Here is a 13253-nt window from a genome sequence, read left to right on the forward strand (position 1 = left end):
CTCTCCGGTCGTTTGCCCTGGGCTTGTCGAAGGGCTGTACCCGGTCGTCACTGAGCGCGGGATCGGTGCTTCGCCAGGCTCAGCACAAACGGCACACTGAGTTGGGTTTGTGGCCGGGCGGGGAGCGGGCAGGTGCCGGCCTGGTCTGCGCCGAACTATTTCCGGTGGCGCACCATGCGGATGCCGATCTTCTCATCCGCTTCGGCTATGGCGAGCTTGACGATCTCCACCTCGACACGGCTGATCCGCGCGTCGCCGGTCATGAGCGTTTCCACGATATGGTCGGCAACGCCCTCGATCAGGGTGAAATGCACGCCGGGCGGCAGCGCGCCGGTCGCAGCGTGTTTGAGATCGAGATAGGATTTCGACGCGCTGAGCGGCGTATCGGGAGCGAACTGGTCGATCGGGAGCAGATCGACGGTGATCGAGATGCGCAGCGGCTGGGGCAGGTGCGTCTCTTCGGAATAGACGCCGGTGAGGACCTGGACTTCGAGATCGCGAACCTGAAGCTGAAGAAGATCGTGCAACGAACCATGCCCTTCCGGCGAAAATTGATCGCGCGCCCATAGCAGAACGCGCGGCGGCGGAAAGCCTTGTGCCGGCACACGCGCGCCGATTCGGCTTTGCGCGATGGCGACCGCCCGCTAAAGGCGCGCGCCCGGCATTGCGTTGCCGGATGGCTGGAGACCCGCCGCGTGTTCGAGCTTGCCCCCCTGTCCGCTGTCCCCGCCGATGCGGTCGAGCGCCTGCTCGACGCGGCGTTCGGCGCCGACCGGCATGGCCGCACCGCCTATCGCGTGCGCGACGGGGTCGATGCCGAGGCCGGTCTGTGCTTCGCCGCAGTCGCGGGCGATGCGTTGGTCGGCAGCATCCAGTGCTGGCCGGTGGCGCTGCACGGGGATGACGGCAGCGAGACGCCGATGGTGATGGTCGGCCCGGTCGCGGTATCACCCGCACACCAGAATATCGGCATCGGCCGCGCGCTGATGTGGCGTGCGATCCGCCGCGCGGGCGGCGAGGAGGGCGTCACGCGGATCGACGGCGGGGAGGCGCTGATGCTGATCGGCGACCCCGATTATTACGACCAGTTCGGGTTCGACGCGAGCCATACGACCGACTGGCGGCTTCCGGGGCCGTTCGAGCGGCACCGTCTGCTCGCGCGGGGTGTGGTGCCGGACGTTGCGGGGCTGGTCGGCCCGCGTCGCCCCTTTGCTCAGAGGTCGAAAAGCGCTTAACGCCAAAGCCATGCCGATGACGCCCCCGCCCGACCTTGCCAGCCTGTCGCTCGCCGAGATCGCGCGACTGGCCGAGGCGCAGAAACTGCCGCCGGTCGAAAGCTGGAACCCGGCACATTGCGGGCATAGCGACATGCGGATCGCGCGCGACGGGACCTGGTATCATCAGGGGTCGCCGATCGGGCGCGAGGCGATGGTGCGGTTGTTCGCATCGATCCTGCGGCGCGAGGCCGATGGCCGCCACGTGCTGGTGACCCCCGTCGAGAAGCTCGACATCGACGTCGAGGACGCCCCCTTTCTGGCGGTCGAGATGAAGCGCGAGGGCGCAGGCGCGACCGCAAGGCTGGCGTTCCGACTGAATACCGGGGATCTCGTTGCCGCCGGGCCGGATCATCCCATACGCTTCGAGGAGCGCGAAGATGGCCCCCACCCCTATCTGCGGGTTCGCGCGGGGCTGGAGGCGCTGATCGCACGCCCGGTCTATTATGAGCTCGCCACGCTCGCCCTCGACAATGGCTCCGATCCACCGGGCATCTGGAGCAACGGCGCGTTCTTTCCGATCGCGCCGGCATGACGCTGGCCGACCGACTGCGTACCGCGCTCGATGCCGAGCATGAGACCGCGCCGGTCCTGCTGGCGGGCGACGAGCGGGACCCCGGGCCGGAAGCGAATGGCGTGCCGACCCCGGCCGCAGTGCTGGTCGCGGTGACCGACCGCGCCGAGCCGGGGCTGATCCTGACCCAGCGCACCGATACGCTGCGCCGCCATGCCGGCCAGATCGCCTTTCCCGGCGGGCGGATCGATCCGCAGGACGATGGCGCGATCGCCGCCGCACTGCGCGAGGCTGAGGAGGAGATCGGCCTTGCCCGCGATGCGGTGCAGCTGGTCGGCACCGCCGACCGCTACCGCACCGTCACCGGGTTCGAGGTTCAGCCGGTGCTGGGAGTGATCCCGCCGGACCTGGCGCTTCGCCCGCAGCCGGAGGAGGTGGCGGCGATCTTCGAAGCGCCGCTCGCCTATCTGCTCGACCCCGCAAATCATGTCGAGGCGAGCGTCGAATGGCAGGGACGCGAGCGGCATTATTACGAGATCATGTGGCAGGACTTTAGGATCTGGGGGGCGACGGCGGCGATGCTGGTCAATCTGTCGCGGCGGCTGCGCCTGAGCGATTGGGGGTCGGCATGAGGCTCCCCGCCGCCGACTGGCGCGCGCGTCCCGGCCTGGACCGGCTGACGGCAGCATTGGGCGATGGCAATGCGCGGTTCGTGGGCGGCGCGGTGCGCGACACGCTGCTCGGCATCGCCGTCTCCGACGTGGATATCGCCACGCCGCTCGATCCACAGGAGGTGATGCGGCAGCTTGAGGCTGCGGGCATCAAAGCCGTCCCCACCGGTATCGCCCATGGCACGATCACCGCGGTCAGCAGCGGCACGGTGGTCGAGGTAACGACATTGCGCCGCGACGTTTCCACCGACGGGCGCCGCGCCACGGTCGCCTTTACCGACGACTGGCGCGAGGATGCGGCGCGGCGCGACTTCACGATCAACGCGCTCTATGCCGACCCTGTGACGGGCGAGATCTTCGACTATTTCGGCGGCCTCGCCGATCTCGAGGCGCGCCATGTCCGCTTCATCGGCGATCCGTTGCAGCGCATTGCCGAGGATCATCTGCGCATCCTGCGCTTCTTCCGCTTCCTGGCGCGGTTCGGAGACACGCCCGACCCGGCATCGCTCGACGCCTGTACCGCGCGCGCCAACGACCTCATGGCGCTCTCACGCGAGCGGATCGCTGACGAGCTGCTCAAGCTGCTGGTCGCGCGCGATGCGGTGCGGATCGTCGCGCTGATGGTGGAGCGGGGGATCTTCCGCCCGGTATTGCCCGAGATCACTGCGGACGGCGTCGCGCGGATGGCGGCGCTGGCGGCGCTGGAGGCGGCGACCGGGATCGGCGCCGACCCGATCCGCCGGCTCGCCGCGCTGCTGCCGCGCGATCCGGCGCTGGGCGAACAGGTCGCCGCGCGGCTCAAACTCTCCAATGTCCAACGCAAGCGCACCGGGTCCGCGCTCATCGATCCGGCAGAGAACCCGGAATCGCTGGCCTATCGGGCGGGGCGCGAAGCGGCGATCGACCGGATCGCGCTGACGCCCGGACTGAGCGAAGAGGAGCGCCGCGCCGCGCTGATCCATCTGCGCGACTGGGTGGTGCCGATTTTGCCCATGTCGGGCGGCGCTTTGATCGCGCGCGGGCTTTCAAAAGGTCCCGAAGTCGCGCGGGCGCTGAGGCAAATCGAGGAACGCTGGATCGCCGAGCGCTTTCCCGATGCGGCGCGAGCGGGCGACATCGCGGATGAGGTGGTGGCTCAGGCGTTGCGTTCGGACAGCAGCGCGTAAGCCTCTTCGCCGCTCAGCGGACGCGAATAGAGAAAGCCCTGACCATAGTTGCAGCCGAGCGCGGCGAGCGTCTGGGCGAGCTCGTTGGTCTCGATCCCCTCCGCCGTGGTCTGCATCCCCAGCGCCTGGGCAAGGCTGAGGATCGCGCGGACGATCGCCACCTTGTCGCGGTCGGCGAGCATCCCCGACACGAAGCTGCGGTCGATCTTCAGCACGTCGATCGGCAGCTTCTGAAGATAGGCGAGGTTGGAATAGCCGGTGCCGAAATCGTCCATCGCCAGCGTCGTGCCGAGCGCTTTGAGCGCGTGCATCGTCCGCGCGATGCGGTCGGGATCGGTGACCAGTGCGCTTTCGGTGAGTTCGAGCGTGATCTTGCGTCCGTCGACGCCATTTGCCGCCAGCGCCGCCTCCACCATCGGCGCGATCTGGTCGCGCTGAAGCTGAATTGCGGACAGGTTGACCGCGACCTTGGCGCCGCAATCGCCGCCCGCCAGCCGGTCCCATTGCGCGACCGTGCGCGCAGCCTCGTGCATCGCCCAGCGGCCCAGCGGAACGATCAGCCCCGATTCCTCGGCAACCGGTATGAACTCGACCGGGGACAGCGCGACGCCCTGTTCGGTGGTCCAGCGCGCCAGCGCCTCGAACGAAACGATCCGGCCGGTAGCGAGATCGCAGATCGGCTGGAAGTTGAGCGACAGGGCGCCATTGTCGATCGCGCGCCGCAATTCGGTTTCGATGCTGAATTCCTGGCGGACGACATCGAAGGCGCGGGTCTGATAGACTTCGGTCCGGCCCGACGCCTTGCTGCGCTTCATCGCGAATTGCGCGTGACGGATCAGCTCCTCGGCATCGTCATGCCCGCCTTCGCCGATCGCAATACCGATCGCGCAATCGACCCTGATCTCGAAGTCCGAAAGGCGGAACGGCGTGGTCAGCGCATTCTGGATACGCTTGGCGACATGGAGCGCGTCCTGAAGCCCGTCATCGAGTTCGAGACGGATCGCGAACTCGTCGCCGCCGGTCCGCGCGAGGACATCATGGCCGCGCAGTGCGCCCTTGACCCGGCGCGCGACCGAGATCAGCAACTCGTCGCCCGCCAGACCGCCCATGCACGCATTGATCCGGCTGAATCGGTCGAGATTGATGATCAGGATCGCGAACTTGTCGACGCCAACGCGCTCGATCTCATTTTCCAGATCCTCGCCAAAGCCTGCCCTGTTAGGCAGACCGGTGAGGCTGTCGGTCAACATCTCGCGGCGCAGGCTGCGCTGAGTCCGCAGTTCGGAGGTGTGATCGACGAGCGTGACGAGGCAGCGATTCCCGCGCTTTTCGGTGCTGCGTCGCGCCAGCCTTACCCGGAAGAAACGGGCATCGACCGCGTCGCCCAATTCCCAGTCGAACTCGCTTTCGGTCGCGTCCGACTGGAGAAATTCGGCAATCCGGTCGCCGAGCAACCCGATCACCGGAGATTGATCGACCGTCGTGCCGAGGCCCGCGAGCCGGAAGGGGCGGTTCACCGTTTCGAAGCAGAAGCGGCCGTTTTGCCGTTCGACGATCGCAGCCGGGATCGGAAGCAGGTTGAGGGCCTGCGCCGTGCTTGCCGGGCCAAGCGTCAGCGCTGCACACACGCGCCCGGTCTCGCCTGCGGGCAAGGCGGGCGCGGGGGCGGACTTATCCTTGCGGCGGCGGCGCGACAGAAACATCGCTCCCGCATTAGGGACATTTGGTTAAGCGCGACTAAAGGCGTTGCGTAATTCTACGCAGTCGACGCGTGGTTGGGATTTTCAGCCCGGGCTGGACCGGCACCGGCTGGCTCAAAACGCCTCTAAAAGCGATTATCGCGCGGGAACCCCATTGGCGGCATCCGTCCAGCCGCGCCACGTGCTGCGCGCCAAGGGGCAAGGTCCGTCTCACTGCGCATTCGCCCCTGTTCGCCGCCCATCCGCCAACTCAACCCGTCGGCGAAGCGGAACGTGATCGCATCGGACAGGCCGCCGTCGCGATAGCGCTGAAGCTGCACCCCCTGCCCCCGCGCCAGTTCGGCGAGTTCGGCCATCGGAAAGACCAGCATCTTGCGGTTGTCGCCGATCACCGCGACATAGTCATCCTCTGTCCTGACCGGCCGGACGATGCGCAGTGACGCACCCGCGCGCGGATTAACGACCTGTTTGCCCTTGCGCGTTTCGGCGATCACATCGGCCGTCTTGACGAGGAAGCCACGCCCGTCGTTGGCCGCGACCAGCAGCCGTTCGGCGGCACTTGCGGGCAGCAGTCCGACAATACCCGTGCCGCCGTCGAGATCGATCATCAGCCGCACCGGCTCGCCAAAGCCACGCCCGCCGGGCAATTTGTCCGCCGCCAGCGTGTAGAAGCGGCCATTTTCCGCCGCGAGCAGCAGCTTGTCTGTCGTCTGGGCGTGGAAGGCGATGAACGGACCGTCGCCTTCCTTGAACTTCGCCGTATCGGCGCTCGCCAGATCGGCATGGCCCTTCATCGCGCGGATCCAGCCGCGCTGGGAGAGGATCACCGTGATCGGTTCCCGCTCGATCATCGCTTCGAGCGGGATTTCGCGCGCGGGCGCCGCCTCCGCCACCAATGTCCGCCGCGCGCCCAGCGCGGTTTCTGGGCCATAGCGGTCGCGGATCTTGGCCAGGTCGCGCTTCATCCGGGTGCGCTGTCGCGCCTCGCTCGACAGCAGCGCCTGAAGCTCGGCCTGTTCCTTGGCCAGCGCCTCACGCTCCTTGCGCAGCTCCATTTCCTCGAGCTTGCGCAATGCGCGCAGCCGCATGTTGAGGATCGCTTCCGCCTGCCGGTCGGTGAGGTCGAACTCCGCCATCATCACCGGCTTTGGCTCATCCTCGGTGCGGATGATCGCGATCACCCGGTCGAGATTGAGGAAGGCGATGATATAGCCGTCGAGCAGCTCCACCCGATCCGCGATCTTCTGCAGCCGATGCTCGCTACGGCGGCGCAGGACGATGAACTGGTGATCGACCCAGGCAGATAGCGCCTGTTTGAGGCTCATCACCCGGGGCGTGCGGGTGTGATCGAGCACGTTGAGGTTGAGCGACACCCGCGTTTCGAGATCGGAGAGGCGGAACAGACTATCGATCAGCGTCTGGGGATCGACGGTGCGCGCGCGCGGTTCCAGGACGATGCGGATCTCCGCATCCGATTCGTCGCGGATATCGGCGAGGATCGGCAATTTCTTGTCGTTGATGAGCGCGGCGATCTGTTCGATCAGCTTGCCCTTCTGCACCCCATAGGGAATCTCGGTGACGACGATCTGCCACGTGCCACGGCCCTGATCCTCGAGCGCCCATTTGGCACGCACGCGGAAGGATCCGCGCCCGGTGGCATAGGATTCGGCGATCGAGGCCGGGCTGTCGACCACGATTCCACCGGTCGGGAAATCGGGGCCACGAACCAGTTCGAGCACCTGTTCGTCGCTCGCGGCGGGCTGTTCGATCAGCAGAATCGCGGCGTCGAGCAATTCGGCGGCATTGTGCGGCGGGATGCTGGTCGCCATGCCGACCGCGATGCCGCTCGCGCCGTTCGCCAGCAGGTTCGGGAACAGGCCCGGAAACAGCTCCGGTTCCTCGTCCTCGCCATTGTACGTCGGGCGAAAATCGACCGCGTTCTCGTCGAGACCGTCCATCAGGTCGATCGCGACCTGCGTCAGCCGCGCCTCGGTATAGCGATAGGCGGCGGCGTTATCGCCGTCGATATTGCCGAAATTACCCTGCCCGTCGACCAGCGGGTAGCGCAGCGCAAAGGTCTGGGCCAAACGGACCATCGCGTCATAGACCGACTGGTCGCCATGCGGATGATATTTGCCGATCACATCGCCGACGACGCGCGCGCATTTCTTGTAGCCCTGGCTCGGGTCCAGCTTCAGCAGCCGCATCGCCCAGAGCAGGCGGCGATGCACCGGCTTCAGCCCGTCGCGCACATCCGGAAGCGACCGCGCGGTGATCGTCGACATCGCATAGACGAGATAGCGTTCGGAGAGTGCGCTGTCGAAGGGAGCATCGACGATCTGGTCGAAGGGATCGGTAAGGTCGGTGGCCATCCCGAGGGCGATAGCAATGCCGCCGCCCGGGGACAAATCAGAAACGGTCGGCGCCGCGCCTTCCCGATTCGGCACAGCCGCGCAGACTCTCCCTTCCGGGCGTTAACCATTTCCCCTATCGTTTCGCCTGCGAACCGCGGGGGGAATCGAATGCGAGTCGTTGCAGGATTGCTGGGGCTGTTGGCGCTGGCCGGGTGCGACAGCGCGCCCAAGCAAAAGGGGCAGGAGAAGATCAGCGGCGAGGCGGTCGCCGCGCTGACCGCGACCGGCGGGGCGTTCGACTATCGCTATGCCTATAAGGTGCCGCCCGCTCAGGTTAAGGCAGTGGTCGAATCGCACGCCAAGGGCTGCGACAAGCTGGGTCCCGCGCGGTGCCGCATTCTGGCGATGCGCTATCGTGTCGACGATGCGAACAAGATCGCTGCGACGCTCACCTTCCGGATCGACCCCGCGGTCGCGCGCAATTTCGGCGAGGCGGCGACCAAGGTTGTTGTGGGGGGTGGCGGCGCGCTGGTCGAGACCGAGATTGCGGGCGCCGATGCGACCGCTTCTGCCCGGTCGAACATGCTGGTCAACCGGCTCCGCGAACAGCTCGCGAATGCGCGCGTTTCCGACGATCCGGTACAGCGGACCCGCGCGCAGCGGCTCCAGACCGCGCTCGACGTGATCGCCGAATCGGAGGCCGATGTGGGCGAGACGATGGCGACCGCGCCGGTACTCATCACCTACAGTTCCGGCACGCCCGCGCCAGGACTCAATGGCTCCGCAGATGCCAGCTTTCGCGATGCCGGGAACACGCTGGTCACCTCGACCGCCGCACTCGCCCAGGGGCTGGCGGCAGTCAGCCCGTTGTTGTTGCTATTGCTGTTGCTGCTCATCGGGGCGCTGGGCCTGCGTGTGTTGATCAATCGGACCGCAGCGCCCATCGCCGCCGGTGGCGAAATCGACTCCTATCGCGATGACGACGGGGAGCCTGAACGACGAAACGCCATCAGTCGCTGGTTCAATCGCGACGAAAGCTGATCTGTCGACGTCAGATTGTGGCAGAAATGGGGCATTGCCCCATCCGCGGCGCTGTGATGTGATGTCGCGGTGCCCCGATATCGGGGGCTTACGCGGTTGCCGGAGGGGATGCCATGCGCTGGATAACAGGATCGCCAATGCTGATTGGCCTCGCGCTGCTCAGCGCCTGCGGGCAGGCGGATCAGCAGCAGGATGTCGCCGTGGCGGAGGAGGCCGCGATGGAGGCGCCGATGGCCGAGACCGCGGCGCCCAAGGCGGGTGAAGGCGATGCCGTCGCCACCACCGCGCCAGTCGCAGTCACCCTGCCCCGCATCGCCTATATCTATCGCGTCGGCTATCGCCTGCCGGGCGATGCGATCCCCGCACTGCAACAGGCGCATGTCGCGCTGTGCGACAAGATGGGCGCAGCGCGCTGTCAGGTCGCCGGGCTGCAGCGGTCCGGCGGCGAGGCCGATTACGGCAATGGCACGCTGAAGCTGCGGGTCGAGAGCAAGAGTGCGCGCGCCTTTCTCGACACCCTCAACAAGGTCGCGTCGGACAAGGGCGGTCGCCCGGTCGATACGGCGATCGAGGCGGAGGACGTGTCCAAGCAGATGGTCGACGCCGAAGCGCGCATCCGTCAGCGCGAACTGCTCGTCGGCCGCCTGACCGAAATTCTGCGCACCCGTCAGGGCGGCGTCGGCGATCTGGTCGCCGCCGAACGCGCGGTGGCGGAGGCGCAGGAGGAGCTGGATCAGGCGAAGGGATGGCTGACCGAGCTTCGCGGACGGGTCGCCTTCTCGACGATCGAGATCGGCTATAACGCGCAGGCCGCCGATGCCGGCGGGTTCGGCGCGCAGATCGGGGATACGCTGGCCGATTCGGGCAGCCTGTTCCTGATCGGGCTTCGCGGGCTGCTCACCGTCCTGATTGTACTCGCCCCATGGGTGCTGGTGTTCGGTCCGCTGATCTGGCTGGCCTTGCGCTGGCGGCGGCGGCGTAACCGGGTCGTTCCGCCGCCGAGCGATTGATTGCGCGCTCGACCAGGTTTCGATATAGGCCCGGACCGAAGCCCCGGCGCCGCGCGGAGACCGCGCCGCCGGGGCACCGCGTTTTTGAAGGACCCGACCCGCCATGGCACGCCGCCGCCAGATCTATGAGGGCAAGGCCAAGATCCTCTACGAAGGCCCCGAACCCGGCACGCTGATCCAGTATTTCAAGGACGACGCGACCGCGTTCAACGCCCAGAAAAAGGGCACGATCAACGGCAAGGGCGTCCTGAACAACCGGATTTCCGAGCATATCTTCACGCTGCTCGGCAATATCGGCATCCCGACCCACTTTATCCGCCGCCTGAACATGCGCGAGCAGCTGATCCGCCAGGTCGAGATCGTCCCGATCGAGGTGGTGGTGCGCAACGTCGTCGCCGGGTCGCTGGCCAAGAAGCTGGGGATCGAGGAAGGCACGCCGCTGCCGCGCACGATCATCGAATATTATTTCAAGGACGATGCGCTGGGCGATCCGCTGGTCACCGACGAGCACATCCTGTGCTTCGGCTGGGCGAGCCAGGAAGAGCTGCACGACATGGCCGACATGGCGATCCGCGTGAACGACTTCATGTCGGGCCTGTTCGCCGGGATCGGCATCCGGCTGGTCGACTTCAAGCTGGAGTTCGGGCGGATCTGGGACAATGACTATGCCCGGATCATCCTGGCCGACGAGATCAGTCCCGATGGCTGCCGCTTGTGGGACATGGCGAGCGGCGAGAAGCTGGACAAGGACCGGTTCCGCCGCGACCTGGGCGGCGAGGTCGAAGCCTATCAGGAAGTCGCGCGCCGGCTGGGCCTGTTGCCGGAGGGCGCCGATTCGGCGGTGCTCGACCTGGAAACCCATCGCAAGAAGCGCGGGAAGTAGTCTTTGGCACGTCATCCCCGCGAACGCGGGGACCCATCTCCCGGACGTTCCACCAGCACAACTGTTGCGTTGGAGGACCAGCGCACGAGATGGGTCCCCGCTTTCGCGGGGATGACGGTGGGATGCTACGCGCCGCTTACCCCTTCGCCTTCAGACCGGCGATGATCCCGAAGATGAAGGAACAGATCAGCGCGATCTGAACCTGCCCGCTCGGGTCGCTCCACCCGAAATAGTCCCTGCCGAACGCCGCCAGCGCGACGAACAGGGTGATCGCCAGAAATGCCATCTCGCCAACCTCCAGGACCGCGCCCCGCCCCTGCGGCGGCGACTCGGCACTGCCGAGTGTCGCCGAAGCCGGTAAATGGGCGATGAAATCTTGAACCCGCGTGGCGTTAGGCCCATAGGGCGCGGCAAATCCCCGGAGGAAATTCCATGAAGCTGCGCATCGTCGTCACCCTGAAGAACGGCGTGCTGGACCCGCAGGGCAAGGCGATCGAACACGCACTCGGCTCACTCGGCTTTTCTGGCGTGGGCGAAGTGCGGGTCGGCAAGCTGATCGAACTCGACGTTGCCGACGGCATCACCGACACGGATATCGATGCGATGTGCACCAAACTGCTCGCCAACACCGTGATCGAGAATTACCGGGTAGAAAAACAGTGAAGACCGCCGTCATCGTCTTTCCCGGATCGAATTGCGACCGCGACCTGGCGGTGGCGATCGAGAGCGTGACCGGCCGCAAGCCGGAGATGGTCTGGCATGGCGAGAGCGACCTTCCAGACGGCCTTGGCCTGATCGCGCTGCCCGGGGGCTTTTCCTATGGCGACTATCTGCGCTGCGGCGCGATCGCGGCGCGATCTCCGGTGGTGCGCGCGGTGGTCGAGGCGGCGAATCGCGGCGTGCCGGTCATCGGCATCTGCAACGGGTTTCAGGTGCTGACCGAAACCGGGCTGTTGCCGGGCGCGCTGATGCGCAACGAGGGACTGAACTTCGTCTGCCGTGATGTCGATCTGACCGTCGAGAACAGCCAGTCGATCTTCACCAGCCGCTATGATGCGGGTGAGACGATCTCGATCCCGGTCGCGCATCATGACGGCAATTACTTCGCCGATGCGGATACGCTCGACCGGATCGAGGGCGAGGGCCGCGTTGCCTTCCGCTATGCGGGCAGCGTCAACGGCAGCGCACGGCAAATCGCAGGCATCGTCAATGCCAGCGGCAATGTGCTGGGCATGATGCCGCATCCCGAACGCAAGATCGAAGCCGCGCATGGCGGCACCGACGGACGCCGCCTGTTCGAAGGGCTGCTCGAAGCGGTGGCTTGACTGTGATGAACGGTACCAGCCCGCTCCCCCACCCGGCCACCCGGCGCCAGTCTATTCTATGGATGGCCGGGTGGGGGAGGGGGCTGGACCCGCAGCACCTCATATGAACGCACCGATCGTTTGCGATACCTGCCCGGTCGCCGATCGCGCGGTCTGTTCGGCTTTGTCGCCCGAGGATCGCGGCGAGCTGGCCCGGATCGGCCATCATCGCCGCTATGTGCGTGGTGAGACAATCATCGCGGCAGGCGATTCGGCGACGGTCTGCGCGACTCTGACCCGGGGCGCGGCGAAGATGTCGACCATCGATCGCGACGGGACCGAGCGGATCGTCGCACTGGTCCATCCCGCGGGAATGCTGGGCCAGTTGTTCGCCTCAACCGCGACGCTGCACGTCACCGCGCTGACCGACAGCGAGGCGTGCCTGTTTCCAGCCTCGCGGGTTGCCGCGCTCAGCGATGCGCGTCCGGCGCTCGCCCGCCGCCTGCCCGATGAGGTCAGTCGCGAGCTGGACGAAAGCCGCGCGCTGATCGACCTGATTTCCAAGCGCCAGGCCAAGGGGCGGGTCGCTGCACTGATCCTCGCTTTCGCGCGGGCAGCTAGCCCCGCGCCCTGCCATGACGCCGAGAGCTTCGAGCTACCGCTGACGCGCGGGGAGATGGCGCAATTGCTTGGGCTGACGATCGAGACGGTCAGCCGTACGCTGACCGCCCTCGAAACCGCTGGCTTGATCGCGCGGCGGGGCAGCCACGGCATCGCGATTCGCGACCGCGCCGCGCTGGACGATCTTGCCGCAGGATAAAAGAAAAGCGGGCGAACCCGAGGGCTCGCCCGCCGGAGGGGGAGGTTTGGTTGATCAGACTGCGAAACGGATCGCGGCGACGATAAGACCCCAGAGCACCAGCATCGCGGGCATGATCATCACCTGGACGATCGCCCCGCCCGCAGTCACGGACCCCGATCCACTGGGAAGCCCTTCGGCGATGAATTCGCTCCAGCCCGGCTTGCGCCCCTCGCCCGGCGCAATCCGCGCCCACCAAGCGGGGACGACGAATGCCGCCGCCAGAAACACTGCGAAGATGACGAAGGGGATGGCCAGCCCCTTTTCGCCAAAGGCGGCCCACATGATGCCGAGATAGGCAAAGAAGCCCGCGAACACGCCGATATGGAGCGCCGGGTGCAGGTCGAATACATGCTCGCCGCGATTGCGGCGCAGGGGTGCAGCGGGCGCCGCCACTGAGACGGCTTCCTGGAAGCGTTCCTGCCGAACGGCCATGTTCATCGTCAGTCTCCTGTTGATGGAGCGACGATGCGCCGA

15 protein-coding genes are annotated in these 13253 nt (G+C 66.5%); 10 read left to right on the forward strand and 5 right to left on the reverse strand.

Annotated features, from left to right (window positions below):
• Positions 1-155: 155 nt before the first annotated feature.
• The gene (locus FPZ54_RS11600) at positions 156-527 is read right to left on the reverse strand and encodes a dihydroneopterin aldolase (RefSeq protein WP_145847391.1); all 372 of its coding nucleotides are present in this window, start codon (positions 525-527) and stop codon (positions 156-158) included.
• A gap of 66 nt (positions 528-593) precedes the next feature.
• On the opposite strand from FPZ54_RS11600, the gene FPZ54_RS11605 reads away from it, so the two are divergent.
• Genes FPZ54_RS11605 through FPZ54_RS11620 form a run of 4 tightly spaced genes read left to right on the forward strand, consistent with a single transcriptional unit; the run spans position 594 to position 3625 of the window.
• Positions 594-1235, forward strand: coding sequence for a GNAT family N-acetyltransferase (locus FPZ54_RS11605; RefSeq protein ID WP_338419511.1), 642 nt, complete (start codon positions 594-596; stop codon positions 1233-1235).
• 10 nt (positions 1236-1245) lie between these two features.
• On the forward strand, positions 1246-1809 hold the full coding sequence (locus FPZ54_RS11610; protein ID WP_145847393.1) for a DUF1285 domain-containing protein: 564 nt from the start codon (positions 1246-1248) through the stop codon (positions 1807-1809).
• Positions 1806-2420: a CoA pyrophosphatase gene (locus FPZ54_RS11615; RefSeq protein ID WP_145847394.1), complete on the forward strand. Its 615-nt coding sequence runs from the start codon at positions 1806-1808 to the stop codon at positions 2418-2420. The genes FPZ54_RS11610 and FPZ54_RS11615 overlap by 4 nt, the downstream gene beginning before the upstream one ends.
• Positions 2417-3625 (forward strand): CCA tRNA nucleotidyltransferase, encoded by a 1209-nt coding sequence (locus tag FPZ54_RS11620; protein ID WP_145847396.1) that lies wholly within the window; start codon positions 2417-2419, stop codon positions 3623-3625. Before FPZ54_RS11615 ends, FPZ54_RS11620 begins: the two co-directional genes overlap by 4 nt.
• On the opposite strand, the gene FPZ54_RS11625 is transcribed toward FPZ54_RS11620, so the two are convergent.
• Positions 3595-5328, reverse strand: coding sequence for a putative bifunctional diguanylate cyclase/phosphodiesterase (locus FPZ54_RS11625; RefSeq protein ID WP_145847399.1), 1734 nt, complete (start codon positions 5326-5328; stop codon positions 3595-3597). The genes FPZ54_RS11620 and FPZ54_RS11625 overlap by 31 nt on opposite strands.
• Positions 5329-5450: 122 nt before the next feature.
• A complete protein-coding gene (parC, locus tag FPZ54_RS11630; RefSeq protein WP_145847401.1) occupies positions 5451-7697 on the reverse strand; it encodes a DNA topoisomerase IV subunit A in 2247 nt (748 codons plus the stop codon).
• A gap of 150 nt (positions 7698-7847) precedes the next feature.
• Between parC and FPZ54_RS11635 the strand changes: the two genes are divergently transcribed.
• From FPZ54_RS11635 to purC, 3 genes are all read left to right on the forward strand, one after another.
• On the forward strand, positions 7848-8720 hold the full coding sequence (locus FPZ54_RS11635; RefSeq protein WP_145847403.1) for a hypothetical protein: 873 nt from the start codon (positions 7848-7850) through the stop codon (positions 8718-8720).
• A gap of 137 nt (positions 8721-8857) precedes the next feature.
• The gene (locus tag FPZ54_RS11640) at positions 8858-9730 is read left to right on the forward strand and encodes a DUF4349 domain-containing protein (protein WP_186456745.1); all 873 of its coding nucleotides are present in this window, start codon (positions 8858-8860) and stop codon (positions 9728-9730) included.
• 103 nt (positions 9731-9833) lie between these two features.
• Positions 9834-10613, forward strand: a complete 780-nt coding sequence (gene purC, locus FPZ54_RS11645; RefSeq protein WP_145847407.1) for a phosphoribosylaminoimidazolesuccinocarboxamide synthase — start codon at positions 9834-9836, stop codon at positions 10611-10613.
• Between the two features lie 136 nt (positions 10614-10749).
• On the opposite strand, the gene FPZ54_RS19875 is transcribed toward purC, so the two are convergent.
• Complete coding sequence (locus FPZ54_RS19875; RefSeq protein ID WP_186456746.1) at positions 10750-10899, reverse strand: hypothetical protein; 150 nt, start codon at positions 10897-10899, stop codon at positions 10750-10752.
• A gap of 146 nt (positions 10900-11045) precedes the next feature.
• Here FPZ54_RS19875 and purS point away from each other — a divergent pair, with 146 nt between their 5' ends.
• From purS to FPZ54_RS11660, 3 genes are all read left to right on the forward strand, one after another.
• Positions 11046-11276, forward strand: a complete 231-nt coding sequence (gene purS, locus FPZ54_RS11650; protein WP_145847409.1) for a phosphoribosylformylglycinamidine synthase subunit PurS — start codon at positions 11046-11048, stop codon at positions 11274-11276.
• A complete protein-coding gene (gene purQ / locus FPZ54_RS11655; protein ID WP_145847412.1) occupies positions 11273-11938 on the forward strand; it encodes a phosphoribosylformylglycinamidine synthase subunit PurQ in 666 nt (221 codons plus the stop codon). Before purS ends, purQ begins: the two co-directional genes overlap by 4 nt.
• 103 nt (positions 11939-12041) lie before the next feature.
• Complete coding sequence (locus FPZ54_RS11660) at positions 12042-12737, forward strand: Crp/Fnr family transcriptional regulator (protein ID WP_145847414.1); 696 nt, start codon at positions 12042-12044, stop codon at positions 12735-12737.
• 54 nt (positions 12738-12791) lie between these two features.
• On the opposite strand, the gene FPZ54_RS11665 is transcribed toward FPZ54_RS11660, so the two are convergent.
• Positions 12792-13217 carry a hypothetical protein gene (locus tag FPZ54_RS11665; RefSeq protein WP_145847416.1) on the reverse strand — a complete coding sequence of 142 codons (426 nt, stop codon included), beginning with the start codon at positions 13215-13217 and terminating at the stop codon, positions 12792-12794.
• Between the last annotated feature and the right edge of the window lie 36 nt (positions 13218-13253).

This window comes from Sphingomonas suaedae (genome assembly GCF_007833215.1).
Lineage (GTDB): Bacteria > Pseudomonadota > Alphaproteobacteria > Sphingomonadales > Sphingomonadaceae > Sphingomonas > Sphingomonas suaedae.

What these genes read in the sequence shown, in the direction of transcription:
- FPZ54_RS11610 (WP_145847393.1), top strand. Translation starts at nt 1,246, where the DNA reads ATGCCGATGACGCCCCCGCCCGACCTTGCCAGCCTGTCGCTCGCCGAG.
- FPZ54_RS11615 (WP_145847394.1), top strand. Translation starts at nt 1,806, where the DNA reads ATGACGCTGGCCGACCGACTGCGTACCGCGCTCGATGCCGAGCATGAG.
- FPZ54_RS11620 (WP_145847396.1), top strand. Translation starts at nt 2,417, where the DNA reads ATGAGGCTCCCCGCCGCCGACTGGCGCGCGCGTCCCGGCCTGGACCGG.
- FPZ54_RS11625 (WP_145847399.1), bottom strand. Translation starts at nt 5,328, where the DNA reads ATGTTTCTGTCGCGCCGCCGCCGCAAGGATAAGTCCGCCCCCGCGCCC.
- parC (WP_145847401.1), bottom strand. Translation starts at nt 7,697, where the DNA reads ATGGCCACCGACCTTACCGATCCCTTCGACCAGATCGTCGATGCTCCC.
- FPZ54_RS11635 (WP_145847403.1), top strand. Translation starts at nt 7,848, where the DNA reads ATGCGAGTCGTTGCAGGATTGCTGGGGCTGTTGGCGCTGGCCGGGTGC.
- FPZ54_RS11640 (WP_186456745.1), top strand. Translation starts at nt 8,858, where the DNA reads ATGCTGATTGGCCTCGCGCTGCTCAGCGCCTGCGGGCAGGCGGATCAG.
- purC (WP_145847407.1), top strand. Translation starts at nt 9,834, where the DNA reads ATGGCACGCCGCCGCCAGATCTATGAGGGCAAGGCCAAGATCCTCTAC.
- FPZ54_RS19875 (WP_186456746.1), bottom strand. Translation starts at nt 10,899, where the DNA reads ATGGCATTTCTGGCGATCACCCTGTTCGTCGCGCTGGCGGCGTTCGGC.
- purS (WP_145847409.1), top strand. Translation starts at nt 11,046, where the DNA reads ATGAAGCTGCGCATCGTCGTCACCCTGAAGAACGGCGTGCTGGACCCG.
- FPZ54_RS11660 (WP_145847414.1), top strand. Translation starts at nt 12,042, where the DNA reads ATGAACGCACCGATCGTTTGCGATACCTGCCCGGTCGCCGATCGCGCG.
- FPZ54_RS11665 (WP_145847416.1), bottom strand. Translation starts at nt 13,217, where the DNA reads ATGAACATGGCCGTTCGGCAGGAACGCTTCCAGGAAGCCGTCTCAGTG.